General features: G+C 63.5%; 15 protein-coding genes and 1 pseudogene. 4 read left to right on the plus strand and 12 right to left on the minus strand.

The window, feature by feature from the left end; genetic code table 11:
- Nucleotides 1-30: 30 nt before the first annotated feature.
- From GC162_20010 to GC162_20020, 3 genes are all read right to left on the minus strand, one after another.
- A complete protein-coding gene (locus GC162_20010) occupies nt 31-372 on the minus strand; it encodes an STAS domain-containing protein (protein ID MBI1370925.1) in 342 nt (113 codons plus the stop codon).
- A 21-nt stretch (nt 373-393) separates the two neighbouring features.
- The gene (gene gyrA, locus GC162_20015) at nt 394-3,000 is read right to left on the minus strand and encodes a DNA gyrase subunit A (protein MBI1370926.1); all 2,607 of its coding nucleotides are present in this window, start codon (nt 2,998-3,000) and stop codon (nt 394-396) included.
- A 75-nt stretch (nt 3,001-3,075) separates the two neighbouring features.
- Entirely contained in the window at nt 3,076-3,654 is a 579-nt protein-coding gene (locus GC162_20020) for a hypothetical protein (GenBank protein MBI1370927.1), read from the minus strand.
- 62 nt (nt 3,655-3,716) lie between these two features.
- Between GC162_20020 and GC162_20025 the strand changes: the two genes are divergently transcribed.
- Nucleotides 3,717-5,069 (plus strand): hypothetical protein, encoded by a 1,353-nt coding sequence (locus GC162_20025; GenBank protein ID MBI1370928.1) that lies wholly within the window; start codon nt 3,717-3,719, stop codon nt 5,067-5,069.
- A gap of 120 nt (nt 5,070-5,189) precedes the next feature.
- Here the strand turns inward: GC162_20025 and GC162_20030 are convergent, their stop codons facing one another.
- The 6 genes and pseudogenes from GC162_20030 to GC162_20055 all read right to left on the minus strand — a co-directional run bounded on the left by GC162_20030 (nt 5,190) and on the right by GC162_20055 (nt 10,126).
- Nucleotides 5,190-5,675, minus strand: a complete 486-nt coding sequence (locus tag GC162_20030; protein ID MBI1370929.1) for a hypothetical protein — start codon at nt 5,673-5,675, stop codon at nt 5,190-5,192.
- Nucleotides 5,676-5,694: 19 nt separating this feature from the next.
- Nucleotides 5,695-5,919: a type II toxin-antitoxin system HicB family antitoxin gene (locus tag GC162_20035; protein ID MBI1370930.1), complete on the minus strand. Its 225-nt coding sequence runs from the start codon at nt 5,917-5,919 to the stop codon at nt 5,695-5,697.
- 2 nt (nt 5,920-5,921) lie between these two features.
- A pseudogene (locus GC162_20040) lies at nt 5,922-6,112 on the minus strand (addiction module toxin, HicA family).
- A 42-nt stretch (nt 6,113-6,154) separates the two neighbouring features.
- Nucleotides 6,155-6,994: a DUF1009 domain-containing protein gene (locus GC162_20045; GenBank protein ID MBI1370931.1), complete on the minus strand. Its 840-nt coding sequence runs from the start codon at nt 6,992-6,994 to the stop codon at nt 6,155-6,157.
- A 29-nt stretch (nt 6,995-7,023) separates the two neighbouring features.
- Complete coding sequence (locus GC162_20050) at nt 7,024-8,493, minus strand: hypothetical protein (GenBank protein ID MBI1370932.1); 1,470 nt, start codon at nt 8,491-8,493, stop codon at nt 7,024-7,026.
- Between the two features lie 61 nt (nt 8,494-8,554).
- The gene (locus GC162_20055; protein ID MBI1370933.1) at nt 8,555-10,126 is read right to left on the minus strand and encodes a sialate O-acetylesterase; all 1,572 of its coding nucleotides are present in this window, start codon (nt 10,124-10,126) and stop codon (nt 8,555-8,557) included.
- A gap of 478 nt (nt 10,127-10,604) precedes the next feature.
- Between GC162_20055 and amt the strand changes: the two genes are divergently transcribed.
- Entirely contained in the window at nt 10,605-11,981 is a 1,377-nt protein-coding gene (gene amt, locus GC162_20060; GenBank protein ID MBI1370934.1) for an ammonium transporter, read from the plus strand.
- Between the two features lie 241 nt (nt 11,982-12,222).
- Here amt and GC162_20065 read toward each other — a convergent pair whose 3' ends face one another.
- A complete protein-coding gene (locus GC162_20065; protein MBI1370935.1) occupies nt 12,223-13,023 on the minus strand; it encodes a hypothetical protein in 801 nt (266 codons plus the stop codon).
- A 108-nt stretch (nt 13,024-13,131) separates the two neighbouring features.
- Between GC162_20065 and GC162_20070 the strand changes: the two genes are divergently transcribed.
- Both GC162_20070 and GC162_20075 read left to right on the plus strand, forming a co-directional pair.
- The gene (locus tag GC162_20070; protein ID MBI1370936.1) at nt 13,132-14,061 is read left to right on the plus strand and encodes a helix-turn-helix domain-containing protein; all 930 of its coding nucleotides are present in this window, start codon (nt 13,132-13,134) and stop codon (nt 14,059-14,061) included.
- A 97-nt stretch (nt 14,062-14,158) separates the two neighbouring features.
- Entirely contained in the window at nt 14,159-14,869 is a 711-nt protein-coding gene (locus GC162_20075; GenBank protein ID MBI1370937.1) for a phosphatidylserine decarboxylase family protein, read from the plus strand.
- 142 nt (nt 14,870-15,011) lie between these two features.
- Here GC162_20075 and GC162_20080 read toward each other — a convergent pair whose 3' ends face one another.
- Nucleotides 15,012-15,320 carry a hypothetical protein gene (locus GC162_20080; GenBank protein MBI1370938.1) on the minus strand — a complete coding sequence of 103 codons (309 nt, stop codon included), beginning with the start codon at nt 15,318-15,320 and terminating at the stop codon, nt 15,012-15,014.
- Between the two features lie 178 nt (nt 15,321-15,498).
- Complete coding sequence (locus GC162_20085) at nt 15,499-16,200, minus strand: ATP-binding cassette domain-containing protein (GenBank protein ID MBI1370939.1); 702 nt, start codon at nt 16,198-16,200, stop codon at nt 15,499-15,501.
- Between the last annotated feature and the right edge of the window lie 77 nt (nt 16,201-16,277).

The raw sequence follows: 16,277 nt of genomic DNA on the forward strand, positions 1-16,277 counted from the left end.
CAATGCGCGGCAACCATCGCTTGAGTCGCTTCATTTCTTGGAGCCCAGTTGCATCGCCGCCAGCGCGCTGGGCACGTCCGGCGAGAACTCGAACACCTTGTCGAGCCCCGTCGTCATCATCACGCCCCAGATATGGTTAGGCACGCTGCACACGCGCATCCGCCGCTCGAGCTTGACGAGCTTCTGGCGGAGGCGCAGCATTTGCGAAATATTCGACGAATTGATGTGCGCGACCGCGCTCATGTTGACCACGACATGCCGCGGCGGTCCGCCGTCGAGCCGGTGCATCACGGCCGCCAGATCTTCTGAAAACGCCGGCTCGTCGGAGGTGTCAACCAGCAGAATGTCATCCGACCAGATCTGTATAGGCATGCGTCCGTCCCGATCCAATGGTCATTGCTCGGCGGGTTCCTCGGCGATGCGGGCGGCGGACATGAGCTGATCGCCTTCCTTGAGCTTGATCACGCGCACGCCCTGCGTGCCGCGGCCGGTCTGACGCACCTCCGCCACCGTCGTCCGCACGATCATGCCCTGCTCCGTGATGAGCATCATCTGATCGTCCTCGCTGACCGCCATCGCCACGACCGCCGGTCCGTTCCGCTCCGTCGTGTTGATGTCGTTGCGGCCCTTGCCCCCGCGCTTCTGCGGATGCGGATCGCCCTGCTCCGGCTGCACCAGGTACTCGACCATCGGCGTCCGCTTGCCGTACCCGTTCGCACAGATCGTGAGCAATTGCTTGCTGTCGTCCGCTTTGACCATGCTCACCACGCGATCGCCCTCGGAAAGCGAGATGCCCTTGACGCCCGCCGCGCCGCGGCCCATCGCACGGGCATCGTTCTCATCAAAGCGGATCGCCATGCCCCCCGCCGTGCAGAGCAACAGATGATCGTTCCCGCTCGTGAGCCGCACGTCGATGAGCCGGTCGCCTTCCTTGAGTGTCACCGCGATGAGCCCCGAGCGATTGACGTTCTGATACATCTTCAGACTCGTCCGCTTGACCAAGCCCTCTTCCGTCGCGAACACGAGGAAGTCGCTGTGCCGCTCGAAGTCGACGATCGGCAGGAACGCGCACACGCGCTCGCCTTCGCGCAGATCGATCAGGTTGATGATGTTCCGTCCGCGCGACGTGCGCGAGGCCTGCGGAATCTGGTAAATCTTGATCTTGAATACGCGGCCCGTATTCGTGAAGCACAAAAGATCGGCGTGCGTCGAGCCCACGAAGACGTGCTCGGTGAAATCCTCATCGCGCGTGTCCGCCCCGATGACGCCCTGTCCGCCCCGGCCCTGCGTCCGGTACGCATCGACGGGAAGCCGCTTGACGTACCCCTCGTGCGAAATCGTCACGACGACATCCTCCTGCGGGATCAGGTCGCCGATCTCAAGGTCCTCCGCCTCGCCTTCTTCGATGACAGTCCGGCGGGGGCTGTTGTACTTGTCCTTCATCTCCAACGTGTCTTCGCGGATGATGTCCAGCACACGCCGCTCATCGGAGAGAATCAGCTCGTACCCTTCGATCTCGCTGATGAGTTCGGTGTACTCGCCGACGAGCTTCTCGATTTCCAGCCCGACGAGCGAGATGAGCTGCATCCGCCCAATCGCCTCGGCCTGGGCTTTGGACAATCGGATCTGACCCGTCGCCGTCTTAGCCGCTTGATCCTTAAGTCGCTGCGGAATGCGCGGCGCGGCGGGATGATCCTCGGGAATGCGGAACCCGCGCGCCATCAGCTTGTCGATCGCCTCATCGCGCGTCTTTGACGTGCGGATCAGCTTGATGACTTCATCAATGTCGCAGACGGCGTAGATCAGACCCTCGCGGATATGCGCTTCCTGCTGGGCTTTGCGGAGCAGATGGCGCGTGCGGCGGGTGATGACTTCGAGGCGGTGATCGATGAATAGCTGAATCAGATCGCGCAGTCCCAGCGTGCGGGGCTGCCGATTGACCAGCGCGATGTTCATGATGCTGATCGTCGACTGAAGCGAGGTGAAGCGGTAAAGCTGATTGAGTACGACGTCGGCGTCCGCCCCCTTCTTGCACTCGACGACGAGCCGCATGCCCTCCCGGCCCGAGTAATCGTTCACGTCGGCGATATCGTCGATCTTCTCGTTCTTCACCGCGGCGACGATCTGATCGATGATCGTCGTCTTGAGAATCTGATAGGGGATTTCATCGACGACGATGAGCGTCTTGCCGGACTTCTGCTCTTCGAAGTGCGTCTTGGCGCGGACGATGAGCCGGCCGCGCCCGCTGGAGTAGCCCTCGATGATGCCGCGGCGTCCGCAGATGCTCCCGCCCGTCGGGAAGTCCGGGCCGGGCACGATCTGGATGAGGTCCGCCAGCTCGATGTCGGGCTTGTCGATCGTCGCCACGATGGCGTCGCAGATTTCGCCCACATTGTGCGGCGGCAGCGAGGTGGCCATGCCCACCGCGATGCCGACGCCCCCGTTGACGAGCAGGTTCGGGAACTTGCCGGGCAGGACGGTGGGTTCGTCGCGCGTTGCGTCGTAGTTTTCCTGGAAGTCGACGGTGTCGAGCTTCAGGTCCGCGAGCATCTCCATCGCCGGGGCGGCGAGGCGTGCTTCGGTGTATCGCATCGCGGCGGGCGGGTCGCCGTCGATCGACCCGAAGTTGCCCTGCGGATCGACGAGCGTGGCGCGCATCTTCCAATGCTGCGCCATGCCGACCAATGTCGGATACACGACCGATTCGCCGTGCGGGTGATAGTTGCCCGACGTGTCGCCGCAGATCTTGGCGCACTTACGATGCTTGGACCGCGGCCCGAGGTTCAGGTCGTTCATCGCCACGAGGATGCGCCGCTGCGAGGGCTTGAGCCCGTCGCGCACATCCGGCAACGCGCGGTCCATGATCGTCGACATCGCATACGTCAGGTACGAATCCTGAAGCTCGCGGTCGATGGCCAGATCGACGATGTTCCCCTCATTGAAGGGCTCGCCGGGCGTCTTGGGGTCCTGATTCGGATCGATATTGGGTTCGTCAGTCATGCGCTCACAAGCTGTAAAACACAGCCTCCAGTCAGACCCCGATTTTACCCGATTCGCCGCCCGGCTGCGAGTTGGTCAAGCGGTCGGCTCAAGCAGCGCGAGGTACTCGATGTTGCCGCCCTTGGAGCCGGTGATCGGGCTCTTGATGGCACCCAAGACCTCGAACCCGAGCACCGGCATCGCTTCGAGCACCCGCTGCGTCGTCGCCTCAGCGTCCGCTTCGCTCATCGCCGCGTCCCCCGCTTCGTAATGCGGCTTGATGAGCGTGATGATCCGCCTGGGCCCCCATCGCATCGCCGCGGGCAACGCCTTGGCCTGCTTCGTCCAACCCAAGTCAATCACTACGAACCCTGCGGCTTCCGGGGGTTCGACGTGCAGCGCGTTCGTCCGCTCCATCACGACGACGCGCGGATCATTGCGCAGCTTCCACGCCAGCGTGCCGTACCCCGTATCGACCGCATACACCTTCGCCGCCCCGCGCTGAAGGAGCACATCCGTGAACCCCCCGACGTTGCAGCCCAGATCGGCGCAGACCAACCCCGTCACATCCAGCGAAAACGCCTCCAGCGCCGCCGCCAGTTTGACCCCCGCACGTGACACATATTGACGTTCATCCATCATTGACCCGTTTAGCGGCGGGGCAACGCCCCGCATTCTCCCCCTATCATTCGAACGCCAGCCGCACTGATGCGTCTGACATGATGAAAGGACTATCCATGAAGCCCATCATACGCGCCGCGGTCGTCATCGCCCAGCTCGCTTCGCTCGCCTCCGCCATGTTCGCCCCGCCGACCGATGCGCCGGTGGACCGCATCGTCAAGAACGCGACCGCTTATGTAACCGAACACCCCGATGACGCCAGCGGGTATTACGTATTGGGGCGCACGCATTACCTGGCGTGGACCACCAAGAGCGGCGCGGTGCCGATCTACCGCGGGGCGGACAAGTCGGGCAAGCCGGCGGTGGTGGGCGATTTCGGACTGAGCATGTATCAGGGCATGGCGCTGAGCAAGGAAGCGCAGAAGCGCGCCATGAAAGAGTTCGGCCTCGCCGAGGGCAACAACATCCCCGCCGACCAACGACAGAAGTTCTACCAACGGATGCAGGCCATTCAGCAGGAACTTGAAAAGTCGAATTGGACCCCCGACCCGCTGCCGGTGGAACAGCTTGACGTGCATGCCGAGGCGGCGGTGAAGAATTTCCGCATTGCCATCGAGAAGGACCCGGACAACGGGCTTTACCATCTGGGCCTGGCGTCGATCTGCGAGCAGTACGCGCCGCGCGCGGGGGAACGGAAGCTCGGATTCACCGCGGACGCCCCCATGGTCGATGCGGAGCAGGCGATCGCGCAATGGCGCGACGCGGCGATGACGGGATATCGCAAGGCGTTCGATCTGACCAAGGACAAGGACGCCGCCCTGAAGAATCGGCCCATCGACGGGATCAATTGGCTCGTGAGTTTCGAAGCGGCCGAGGGCTACAAGCGGGTCAGCGAAGCGGCGGGGAAGACGGATCGGGCGGTGGCCCTCGTGATGGATCAGCACATGGCCAAGCTCGCTGCGCTGCCCTTTGGCGCGATCACGCCGATGGTGTTTTCATTTGAGCCGCAGGTCGGGCTGGGCGATTTGATCGATGATCAGCGCGCGGTGATGTTCGATCTTGACGGGATGGGCCCGCGGAAGTGGACATGGATCAAACCCGGCACGGCTTTGCTCGTATGGGACCCGGACCACACCGGCCGCATCACTTCGGGCCGGCAGCTTTTCGGGTCGGTGACGTGGTGGCTCCTGCCGGGGGACGGGTATCGGGCGATGGACCTGCTCGACGACAATCGCGATGGGAAGCTCAGCGGCGAAGAACTGCGCGGCCTTGCCGCCTGGTTCGACGCCAACGCCGACGGGATCAGCGACGCGGGGGAAGTCGTGCCGCTCGATCAGTTGCCGATCAAATCGCTTTCGACGCACGCGATGTCCGTCGAACCGCGCGGGTTGTCGAACGCGAACGGGATGCAACTCGACAATGGCGCGACGCTGCCGACGTATGACTGGTTCGCGTTGCCGGGGAAATGAGACATTGCAAATTGACCATTGAGAATTGCAAAATGCAAAATGAAAGCATGGGAGCACCCTGCGTCAATTTGCAATTTTCATTTTTCAATTCTCAATTTTCAATCGGTCGTTGCGCCCGGTTCATCCCTTCTTCGCGAGCCGTTCGATCAGGGATGTGACGATCATGGAGAGCGCGATCGCGGCGGCGAAGATGTAGATGCCGTACATCGCCGAGGCGTCCATGAGCGAGCTGGCTTTGACGAGCACGATCAGAATCGCGACGACGAAGACATCGAGCATGGACCATTTGCCGAGGATGCCCAACCAGTGGAGCACGCGGTCGCGTTCGTCTTCTTGAGTGTGTGAGAACCATAGCCAGCCCATCAGGCCGAGTTTCGTGGCGGGGAAGACCATCGAAAAGAAGAAGATGATGACCGAGAGGATGTAGCTTTTGTCTTGCCAGAGTCCGGTGACGGTTTGCCAGATGGAGTATTCATCGGAGCCGAGGATGAATCGCTCGAGCTTGAAGGTGGGCAGGAACCATCCGGTGACGAGCATCGCCAGCGCGACGAGCATCATCAGGGGGATGTCCCATCGAGCGGGATGGGATTGGGCGAGGGATTTCATGCAACCGATGGTACAACGATCAGGCGACTTCCGCCTCGATGTATTCGCATTGCGTCGTCGGCTCTGGGACGGGCTGCCCGTCTTCGCGAAGCCCCTGCACGTGCAGCTCGATGGCCTCGCGCAGGCCCGCTTCGATCTCCGCGATGGTTCGTCCGGTCGTGACGCAGCCGGGCAGGTCGGGGACGTATGCACTGAGGTTGCCCTGTGCCTTTTCAATCACGACGGCGTATTTGAGGATACGCATGGCTAACTCCGTTTCAGACCGGCCTGCTTGAGGATGCTGTTGAGCTGCCGGGAGCAAGGTCATCATTCGGCTTGCCCGGCACGGTCACGCGACCCGGCTTTTTCGGATGCTTGTACTGTCGGTGACTGCCGCGCGTGGTGAGATGCGACCAGCCATCGTCTTCAAGCACCCGAATCAGATCGCGCACTTTCATGCTGCGGGAAATTATAGCGGAACGCGGCCCGTTGGGCCGCCGCTAAACGGGGACACGGACGCCGAGGATGGCGATACCGGCTTTGTCGGCGGCTTCGAGGAGCTGGGGCTTGTCGAGGAGGATGACCTTACCCGCTTCGACGGCGAGGCAGGTCGCGCCGTTTTTGGCGAGGTTGGCGATCGTGTTGAGGCCGATGGTGGGGACGTCAAAGCGCATGTCCTGTTGCGGCTTGGCGATTTTCACGAGCGTCCATCCGCCGCGTTTGCACAACTGGCCGGCGCGTTCGATCATGCGGTCCGTGCCTTCGATGGCTTCGACGGCGATGATCTCCCGATCGCGCACGGCGATGGACTGGCCGATGTCCAGATCGCCCATGCGGGCGACGATCGGCAGGGCGAAGTCGATGTCGGCGCGCTGGTCGGCGGTGGGCTCGCGCCGGGTCATGGTGCCGGGGGCGGCGAGTTCCTGCGGGATGAATTTCGTGGAGTCGATCAACGCGATGCCCTCGGCGGCCAGCTCGTCCGCCACCGCCGAAAGGATAGCATCGTTGCGCTTGTCGTGTCGGAGCTTGCCGAACCAGAGCTTGGCGGCGCGCCAGTCGGGGAGCTGGCGAAACATGTGCAGCGGGTCGTACATGCGGACTTTCTTGACGCGCCCCACCATCACCGCCTCGCGCACCTGCGCCCGTTTGAGCAGGCGGATCCACCGGCCGATCTGAATGATCCCCGCCGTGGAAAAATCATCGCACAGCGGCGGCAGCGCGACATCGAACTGATCGCGCAGGCCCACGCAGACGACGCGCCGCCCGGCCGAGCGCATCCCCGTCGCGGTGAGCACGGGCAGGCGGCCCTGCCCGGCGATGAGTCCGATCGGTTCATTCATGCGTGATCAATCGCCGACGTCCGACATGATCATTTGTCATCGGACTTGGCTTCGTCCTTGGACTTGTTCTTGTCGCCGTACTTCTTTTCGAAAAAGCTCTGGCCGTCGGACTTTTTCTTATCCGATGATTCGGCTTCGCTCTTTTTCTTGTCGCCGTATTTCTGTTCGAGGAAGCTGGGCTTGTCGGGCTTCTTGTCTTCGGTGGCGGGTTTGTCGCCGTCCTTTTTATCGCCGTACTTCTGATCGAAGAAGCTGGGTTTGTCGGCGGATTTGGCGGGCTTGTCGCCCCCGGCGCCGGGGGCGTCGGCTTCGCCGGTTTCCTTCTCATGCGCGACGCGGGCGGTTTCGATGTCGGTGACGATCAGCGGGCGCAGGTCGTCGATATCCTTGCCGGTGGTGTTCTTGAGTTTGTCGCGCACGATGTCCACGAACTGCGCGGGCGTGAGGCCCGAGTCGGCAAGCAGGGATTTGAATTCATCTTCGCTGATGCCTTTTTTGAGCAGGTCGGCGTTGATGGCGAGCAGTTCGACATTGCGGCCGCGGCTCTTTTTGCCGTTGGATTTGCCATCGTCGACGATGGCGATCTGCGGCTCGACGCCGCCGACGCCGGTCCATCGGCTGCCGGGCGAGGCGCCGATGGTGGGGAATCCGACAAGGCGGAGGGTGACGCTCTTGAACTTGGTCTGCTGCTTGATGAGCGCGAGGCGCTGGCCGTAGTGTTCGTCGATCTGCTGCTTGATGTCGGCGGAGGTCAGGTCGTTGCTGGTGTCGCGGCGGTTGTAGTCGTTGTTGGAGTTGTAGGTGCTGGAGGTGCCGTTGCGCTGGCGTTCGTTGCGTCGCTGCTGCTCGATGCGGTCCTGTTCCTGCTGGCGGCGGATGATGGCGTCGCCGGCGGATTGGGCGGCCTGGATGTCGCTGTTGATGCGGGTCGCGTCGACAAGCTCGACATCGGTGATGAGCATTTCGGTCGGGCCATGCACTTCGACGACCTTGGCGGAGTGGATGAACCCGTATTGATTGGGGGCGAGGTCGGGGATGGCGCGCGTGACGGCGACGGCTTCCTCGCGCGGGGGCGTATCCTTGACGGTGCGAATCAGTCCGCCGGCGGCGACGCGGCGTTCGGTGGTGTTCTTCTGTTGCCAGGCCTGCGCATCGGCGTGCATCGAGCTGGGGAAGTTGGGGTCCCAGGTCGCGCACATGTAATGCTTGTCATCGATGGCGGCGTAGACGCTGGCGACTTTGCCCCAGTAGGCCTTCCAGTACTGGGCGACCTGCGCCGCGTTGAGCGCGGCGTCCGCGGGGGCGTCGGGGGCGGGGGCGGCGGAACCATCCGGGGCTTGGCTGCGCTCAGCCCGCGGCTTGTCGGGGGCGGGGGCGGCGGGCGCGGGGGCGAGAAGCTGTTGGAGCAGGGCCTTGTCCGAGCTTTCGTCGGCGCGGACGGATGCCAGCGGCAGCGCGAGCAGCGAACCCATCACGAGGCATTGGCGCAGGCGGATCATGGGCGCTCCTTTGGGGAATGCAACATTGTAGCCGCCGGTTTTCATCGGCCCGCCGGGGGGCTTAGTTGCTGTTTTGCGTGATCTGCGGCCAGTCATCGGTGCGGAAGGGCGAAGCGGGCAGGCCCTCGGCATTGAAAAGGTTGGGCGTCGAGATGTTCATCGGCGCGAAGCGTACGGCCTTGGGGTCCTTGACCTGATCGGACCAGACGATGACGGTGTCGCCGGCGATCTTCGCCTCGGCGGGGACGAATTTCTGGTCCGCCCCGGCGATGACGAAATTGTCGGGGGCTTTGCCGTCGGCGGTCTTGAGCCCCTTGGCGGAGCCGGCCAGGTAGTGCACGATCGCCTTGCCATCCTTGAACTGGACCTTGTCGAGAATCGGCCCGGTGTAGACGAGGTCGGTCCAGCCATAGGTCTTGGCCAGGGCCCATCGGGCGAGGCGCTCGCCGACCGGCTGCTTGTTGGGCGGATGGATGTTGTTGGTCGTCGCCACATCCGTCGTCACGGCGAATCCGACATTGGGCAGATGCGTGTAGGCATAGGTCTGCGCGTCCCAAAGCTCGGGCAGATACTGCGGTTTGTCAGCGGTGGGCGCGCCGTAGCTGTAGGGCGCGATCTGCACGAAGTAGAACGGGAAATCCTTGTTGCCATCGATGCTCCAGTCTTCGCGCCAGCTTTTGATCATCGTCGAAAAGATCGTGCGGTACTGATAGGCACGGGAGCAGTTGGATTCACCCTGGTACCAGATGGCGCCGCGGATGGTGTAGGGAATGATCGGGGCGAGCATGCCGTTGTAGATCGCGGCGGGGTAGTGGGAATTGAGCGAAGGTTCGCCCTGCATGCCCGGCTGGCGCGGCGCGCCTTTGCCCGCCGCCTTGGCCTTCGCCGCCGCTTCCTTCCATTTGACCATCGCGTCTTCGTATGCTTTTTTCGCCTTGGCGGGGTCGTAACCGGCCTGCTGCTTCTTCCAGTTCGCAAGCAGCGGCTTGAGCGACGACTCGGACTCGAGCGCGGAGTAGCGGGTCCATGCCTCTGCGGGCGTGCCGCCCCAGTTGGTGCCGATGAGCCCGATCGGCACATGCAGTTTCTCCATGAGGTCCAGCCCGAAGTAGTAGCCCACGGCCGTGAACCCCTTGACGGCGTCGGGGCTCGACACCGCCCACGCCCCCGGCGCGTCGGCCTGCGGCTCCAGAGCGGTGATGTGACGGGGCACATCGAAAATGCGCAGCATCGGATGATTCGAATCGGCGATCGCCTTCTCTCCGCCGGTCGACTGCGCGACGCGGAACTCCATGTTCGACTGACCGGAGCAGACCCACACCTCGCCGACGAGCACATCGTCGAACGTCACCTTGTTGGCGCCTTCGACGCTCAGCACGGCCGGCGTGTCGGAGGCGGGGCGGGCGGGCAGATCGACGCGCCAATGACCTTTGGCGTCGGCGGCGGTCGTCTTGGAATCCTTGCCGAGGGTCACGGTGACTTTTTCACCCGCGTCGGCGGTGCCCCAGACCGCGATGGGCAATTCCCGCTGAAGCACCATGTGCGAGGAGAAGATCGACGGAAGCTTGACCTCGGCGGAGGCGGCACCGGCGACCAGCAGCATCACCATCAGACTCAGAAAACGCTTTTGCATGACGAATCTCCGAAGGGGGAAAACGAATCACCACCGCCCGAACCAGAGCGTAAGGCCAATCAAGAAGTCTAACAAGACCGCGGACCGCATTATTTCAGCGGGCGGAGGAATTTGTGGTGAATCGCGTTCAGCCAGGCCCATCGTCCGCCCACGGCCGTCTATTCAGGGCGATGACGGAGCGGCCGTGCGCGCTTTTTAAGCAACAAGGGTCCCCGGTGACGCATATTTGCGCTGAAAATTGGAGCGGACCTTCGTTTTTTTAGCGGAATCGCGGTTGGCATGACTCTTGTGATACAGCGTTGAGACGGGCCGATGTGTTGTCGGCCGATGCACCCCTCGTAAAGGAGGTCCAACCGTAATGGACAAGTCTTCCATGCTTCCATCGCTTACCCGCCCCCCACGTCGCGCCCGATGGCGCACCATCGTGCTGGGCATCGTCGCCGCTCTGGTGGTGGGGATGTTCAGTGTCAATCACCTGATGGCTGAAGATGCCGTTGCCCCGGCTGCGGATGCTGCCGCCGCTGCGGTTGCAGCCGCACCGGCTGCCGCGGAGGCCGCGGCCGAGCCGGTCAAGATGCTGCCCCAGAGCACGGCCGACATCATGTGGCTGTGTCTGACCGCGTTCCTGGTGTTCTTCATGCAGGCGGGTTTCGCGCTGGTCGAATCCGGCCTGACCCGCGCCAAGAACGCCATCAACATCATGACCAAGAACCTGATGGACTTCTGCTTCGGCGCCCTGCTGTTCTGGGCGACGGGCTATGCCCTGATGTTCGGCACGCACGGCAACAGCTTCATCGGCTGGGACTCGTCGCTGGCCTTCCTGGGTTCGGCGACGAACGGTGAAGCGCCGGCGACCAGCGCGATGTGGCTCTTCCAGATCGTCTTCGCCGCGACTGCCGCGACGATCGTCTCGGGCGCCATGGCGGAACGCACCAAGCTCATCTCCTACGTCTGCTACTCGATCATCATCTCCGCCTGCATCTACCCCATCACCGGTCACTGGATCTGGGGCGGCGGCTGGCTGCAGACGATGGGCATGCGTGACTTTGCGGGCTCGACCGTCGTGCACTCCGTCGGTGCGTGGGCTTCCCTCGCCGGTGCCTGGCTCGTCGGCCCCCGTCTGGGCAAGTACAACGCCGACGGCACCCCGAATGCGATCCCCGGCCACAACATGGTCATGGCCGCGCTGGGCGTGTTCATCCTCTGGTTCGGCTGGTACGGGTTCAACCCTGGTTCGACCCTCCTCGCCGTCGACGGCGTGGCTCACATCGCCGTGACGACGACTCTCGCCGCCGCGGCCGGCGCCTGCTCCACCCTGATCCTCACCTGGATCGTTCAGGGCAAGCCCGACCTGTCCATGACCCTCAACGGCACCCTCGCGGGTCTGGTCGCCATCACTGCCCCGTGCGCCTCGGTGTCCACCGGCTCGGCCGTGATCATCGGCCTCGTCGCCGGCGTCCTCGTGTACTACTCCTGCGTGTTCATCGAACGCGTCGTCAAGATCGACGATCCCGTCGGCGCCATCAGCGTCCACGGCGTCTGCGGCGCTTTCGGCACCCTCTGCGTCGGCCTCTTCGGCGAAGCCAAGATCGACGTGCTGTACTGGACGCCCGATACCGCCATCAAGGACGGCCTGTTCATGGGTGGTGGTTTCGCTCAGCTTGGCACGCAGCTCATCGGCGTTGGCGCCGTCTTCGCCTTCACCTTCGTCGTAACCACGATCATGTTCATGGCTCTCAAGGCCACGATCGGCCTCCGCGTCTCCGACGCTGAGCAGATCGAAGGTCTGGATCTGGGCGAGCACAATGCCGAGTGCTACCCCGACTTCCAGCCCGCCCTCGCGGCCCACGAATAAGGGGCTTCCTCTTACCCATCCAGGCGTCATCCAACGCCTCCTTTACTGCCCTCCGCACGTTGCCTCGCGTGCGGGGGGCACTTTTTTTATTCGGGCGCGATCCATGGGTTGAATGCGGGCACGGCAAACGCATCATTGCTCACACGCGCGGGGCGTTGCCCCGCCGTTAAACCGCCGCTTGCGGCTTAGCAATCCGACTCTTCCCCCTCCCCCAACCCCCTTCCCCTCTCCCCCTTTCACCTCACCACCTTTGCACACACGTCACACCCGTCGCCGACGCCACGGCCGCGTCGGCCCGGTGCAGCGTGATGAGCGGCGCGTGCGGGCGACAGAACAGCCGCAGGCCGTCGAAGGCCGACTCGCCCAGCCCCCGGCTCACGATGCAGAACGTGTCGGCGGACTGAAGGATGCCCGTCGAGTACGCCAGCGGCCAGCCGGGCGTGGCGTTGTAGAATGGGATGCCCGAGGGCGGGCGGACCTGTCCGCCGTGCGTGTGTCCGCTGAGCATGAGCGGGATCCCGGCCGCCCCCGCGGCGGGCAGCCAGGTCGGCAGATGACTGAGCAAGAGTCGGAAACACCCCGCCGCATGAGCCGGCTCATTGAGGAGCGTCGCCAGCAAATCCCCGCGCGGACTCGTCCGCTCCCCATACGCGCACTCGACCCCCAACACCGTTAGCGGGAGTCGCGCAGCGACCCATGCCTCATTTGTCAGCCAGGTCACCGGCAGGTGGCTCACGCGCTGCCGCAGCAGTTTGGAATCGTGATTGCCCCACACGCCGACGACCCCAAGCGTCGTCTTCGCCGCCGCGACCATCCGGCAGGTCAGTTCGTAAGCCACCGACTCGGACCCGGGCTTGTCCATCAGATCGCCCGTGAGCACAAGCAGGTCCGTCTCCGTCTCGTCCAGCGCCGCGATGATCTGGTCGTGTCGTCCGCGCGCCCGCCGGGCGTGCAGATCGGTGATCTGAAGGATGCGGAACCCCTCCAGGGCCGGGGGCAGGCCCGGCAGGTACAGCGAAAAAGCTTCAATGAGCGGGTGCATCGACTACATCCGGCGGGCTTGCGGGGAACTTCCGGGGGCTTGTATCGTCGTAAGACTTTGGCTATTCTATGATACTGGTGCAGGTTATCGCTTTGTGGGAGGTCACACATGGCAAAAATGTTCTACACGCTCGAGGAAGCCGCCGACAAGCTGGGCGTGCCCGCGGATCACATCAAGAAGATGGCCGATGAAGGCAAGCTTCAGCAGTTCCGCGATCGCGACAAGCTCATGTTCAAGCGCGAGCAGGTCGACGAGATTTTCGCCATGTCGCGCACCGTCAAGATCGACGGCGGCGAGGACGAAATCCGTCTCTCCGGCGACGATCCCAAAAAGAGCGAAACCGACACGATCGACCTGATCAGCGAAACGAGCGTCGAGCAGCCCAAGGATACGCAATCGCTCAAGAGCGCCACCGCGACGGGCATCAGCGTCTTCGACGCCGACGAAGTCTCAGCCGCCGACCCGATGGCGCAAACGCAGATCACCTCCAGTTTCGTCACCGATGATGAAGAGTTGTCCCTTGAATCGGTCGGGTCCGGCTCGGGCCTGCTCGATCTGACGCGCGAATCCGACGACACGAGTCTCGGAGCCGTCGAACTGCTCGAAGACATCGTGCCCGGCGGCGTGGACTCCGACGCCAAGATGGGCGGCGGGTCGGGCCTGCAAACCCTGCCCGGCTCGTCCACCGGCATCTTCGAAGGCGCCGGCGGCGCTGAAAGCGCCCCGTCCGGCCTCGCTGACCTGGACACCGCCCCGGCCTACGACGCCGGCGCGGTCGGATGGGTCGTCGAGGAAGACGATCCCGTCGGCGATGGGTTCGGCGGCGGCATGCTGCTGGGCGTCTTCGGCGTCCTCGTCGTCGTCGCCATCGTCGCCATGACCGGCGTGCAGGGACTCATCGTGGACCTGACCAACGCACTGGCCGAAGGCAACAAGGACATGACCACCGGACTGATGTACTACGGCGGAATGGCCGTCGCCTGCATCATCTTCGCCCTCGTCGGCCTGTTCCTCGGCAAGGCCCGCGCCCGCGGTTGAGTGCGGCGGCCGGCGTCGACATCGATCCCGGATAATTGCGCCGGCAGGTGTGTGATTTTCACTCCGCGCTCCACATTCCCTATTCCGCACTCCCTCGATGCTCAGCCCCTACGGCAAACCGCAAACCACGATCATCGCCGCCCTCGGTCTCGCCGCCTTCGTCGCGGCATTGATCGCGCACGGGTGGATCACCGCCGCGATCGTGTTTGTCGTGACGCTCGTGCTGCTGGCGTTTTTCCGTGACCCCAACCGCACCGTGCCGACGATGCGCGGGCAGGTCGTCGCGCCCGCCGACGGACGCATCAGCTCGATTCATCAGCTCGAGCATTACGAGCCGCTCAACGGACCGGCCGTGTGCATCCGCATTTTTCTGTCCGTCCTCGATGTGCATGTCAACCGCTCCCCGATGCACGGTCGCGTCGTCAGCATCACCCACAAACCCGGCCAGCACCTCAACGCCCTCAAAGCCGAGTCCGCCGAACTCAACGAGTCCGTCACGCTCGTGTTCAACAATCCCGCGCACGATCTGCCTGTCTGCGTCGTCCGCCAAGTCGCCGGCGCCATCGCCCGACGCATCGTCACCGGCGTCGCCGTCGGCGACATCCTCCAGCGCGGCCAGCGCTTCGGCCTCATCAAATTCGGCTCCACCACCGAACTCTATCTCCCCCACCCCGATCGCGTCGAACTCCGCGTCCAGCAGGGCCAGTACGTCTACGGCGGCGCCACCGTCCTCGCCCACGTCCCCTCCCTCGCCGACCTCGCCGACGACGCCCCCGACAAACCCGCCCAGACAACCACCCCCGTTTAGCGGCGGGGCGCCGCCCCGCGCTTCGCCTTCCGCGCACGATCAAAGCGTCGGGCGTTGCCCGACCGCTAAACAAATCCGCGCATTAAAAAGCCGCGCGACACTTCGCCGCGCGGTCATTCATTGATTCATATCAATCGTCGTATTACTGTTCGACCGGCGCGTCCAGATCGACCGCCTTTTCGCTCAGAAGCACCAGCTTGTTGGCGTTCATCTGGGCGAACCCGCCCGACAGGTCGAAGCGCTTGTGCGATCCGCCCGGCAGCGTCAGGTCCAACCGCCCTTCGCCAAGCTGCACCAGCAGCGGCGCGTGACCCGTCTGAATCCCCATCTGCCCGTCGTGGGCCGGCAGATTCGCGTACGTCACCGCCGCATCAAACACCGACTTCTCCGGCGTCACCAGACTGCATTGAAAACCATCGGCCATGAGAGGGCTCCGTTTCGAGACGCGCATTTTAGGAGGTGGACGGGGAGTGTCAAACGGGAAATGTCCAATGACCAAGCACCAATGACCAAGGAAATGTTCAAATAACCCAATGTCAAAATCAAGGGCCGCAGGCCGTTCCTTCCTTGGTCATTGGGATTTGGTCCTTGGTCATTCCCGTCCGCTCGCGCAACACACTCGCCGCACTTCAAACCAATTTCCCCAACTCCAACTTCAACACCCGATCCGCCCGGTCCGCGACGCTCTGGTCGTGCGTGACCATCACGATCGTCTGCCCCTCGTCGTGAAGCTCGGTCAGAAGCTCCATGATCCGCGTGCCCGTCGCGCGGTCAAGGTTGCCCGTCGGCTCGTCGGCCAGCAAGACCTGCGGCCCGTTGATCAGCGCACGCGCGATCGCCACGCGCTGCCGCTCACCGCCTGACAACTCCTTGGGCCGATGCTTGAGCCGCTCGGTCAGACCGAGCTTCGCGAGCAGCGACCGTGCCTTCTCCTTCTCCATTCGGCTGTGCCCGAACCAGCGCGGCAGGGCCATGCTCACCATCGTGCTGATGAGCGTGTTCTCCAGAACATTCAGCTCCGGCAGCAGATGATAAAACTGAAACACGAAACCCACATGCCGATTGCGGAACCGGTCCCGCCGCCATGTGGAAAGCTCATACAGGTCCTCGCCCTCGAAAAGCACATCGCCCTGGTCCGGCGTGTCGAGCCCGCCGAGCAGATGCAGCAGCGTGCTCTTGCCCGACCCCGAGGCGCCGAGGATGCATAGCCACTCCCCGCGCTTCACGCTCAGGTCCACGCCGCGCAAGACATGCAGTTCCTCATGCCCCATGCGATAGCGCTTGTGCAGATTCGTCGCATGCAGAATCGTGTTGTCGGATTTCTTACTCATGCGGCGGCTCCGAAGCCGGGGGTTGAACCGCCGAGACGCCGAGAGCGCCGAGGCAAGACGGAAAAGCACCAAAACTG

Source organism: Planctomycetota bacterium (assembly GCA_016125255.1).
GTDB lineage: Bacteria > Planctomycetota > Phycisphaerae > Phycisphaerales > Zrk34 > RI-421.

Bases quoted from the DNA above. Each gene is read 5' to 3' on its own strand.
- GC162_20030 (MBI1370929.1), bottom strand. From the start codon at position 5,675: ATGAAATCCCTCGCCCAATCCCATCCCGCTCGATGGGACATCCCCCTG.
- GC162_20085 (MBI1370939.1), bottom strand. From the start codon at position 16,200: ATGAGTAAGAAATCCGACAACACGATTCTGCATGCGACGAATCTGCAC.
- gyrA (MBI1370926.1), bottom strand. From the start codon at position 3,000: ATGACTGACGAACCCAATATCGATCCGAATCAGGACCCCAAGACGCCC.
- GC162_20075 (MBI1370937.1), top strand. From the start codon at position 14,159: ATGCTCAGCCCCTACGGCAAACCGCAAACCACGATCATCGCCGCCCTC.
- GC162_20020 (MBI1370927.1), bottom strand. From the start codon at position 3,654: ATGCGGGGCGTTGCCCCGCCGCTAAACGGGTCAATGATGGATGAACGT.
- GC162_20080 (MBI1370938.1), bottom strand. From the start codon at position 15,320: ATGCGCGTCTCGAAACGGAGCCCTCTCATGGCCGATGGTTTTCAATGC.
- GC162_20065 (MBI1370935.1), bottom strand. From the start codon at position 13,023: ATGCACCCGCTCATTGAAGCTTTTTCGCTGTACCTGCCGGGCCTGCCC.
- amt (MBI1370934.1), top strand. From the start codon at position 10,605: ATGGCTGAAGATGCCGTTGCCCCGGCTGCGGATGCTGCCGCCGCTGCG.
- GC162_20045 (MBI1370931.1), bottom strand. From the start codon at position 6,994: ATGAATGAACCGATCGGACTCATCGCCGGGCAGGGCCGCCTGCCCGTG.
- GC162_20010 (MBI1370925.1), bottom strand. From the start codon at position 372: ATGCCTATACAGATCTGGTCGGATGACATTCTGCTGGTTGACACCTCC.
- GC162_20055 (MBI1370933.1), bottom strand. From the start codon at position 10,126: ATGCAAAAGCGTTTTCTGAGTCTGATGGTGATGCTGCTGGTCGCCGGT.
- GC162_20070 (MBI1370936.1), top strand. From the start codon at position 13,132: ATGGCAAAAATGTTCTACACGCTCGAGGAAGCCGCCGACAAGCTGGGC.
- GC162_20025 (MBI1370928.1), top strand. From the start codon at position 3,717: ATGAAGCCCATCATACGCGCCGCGGTCGTCATCGCCCAGCTCGCTTCG.
- GC162_20050 (MBI1370932.1), bottom strand. From the start codon at position 8,493: ATGATCCGCCTGCGCCAATGCCTCGTGATGGGTTCGCTGCTCGCGCTG.
- GC162_20035 (MBI1370930.1), bottom strand. From the start codon at position 5,919: ATGCGTATCCTCAAATACGCCGTCGTGATTGAAAAGGCACAGGGCAAC.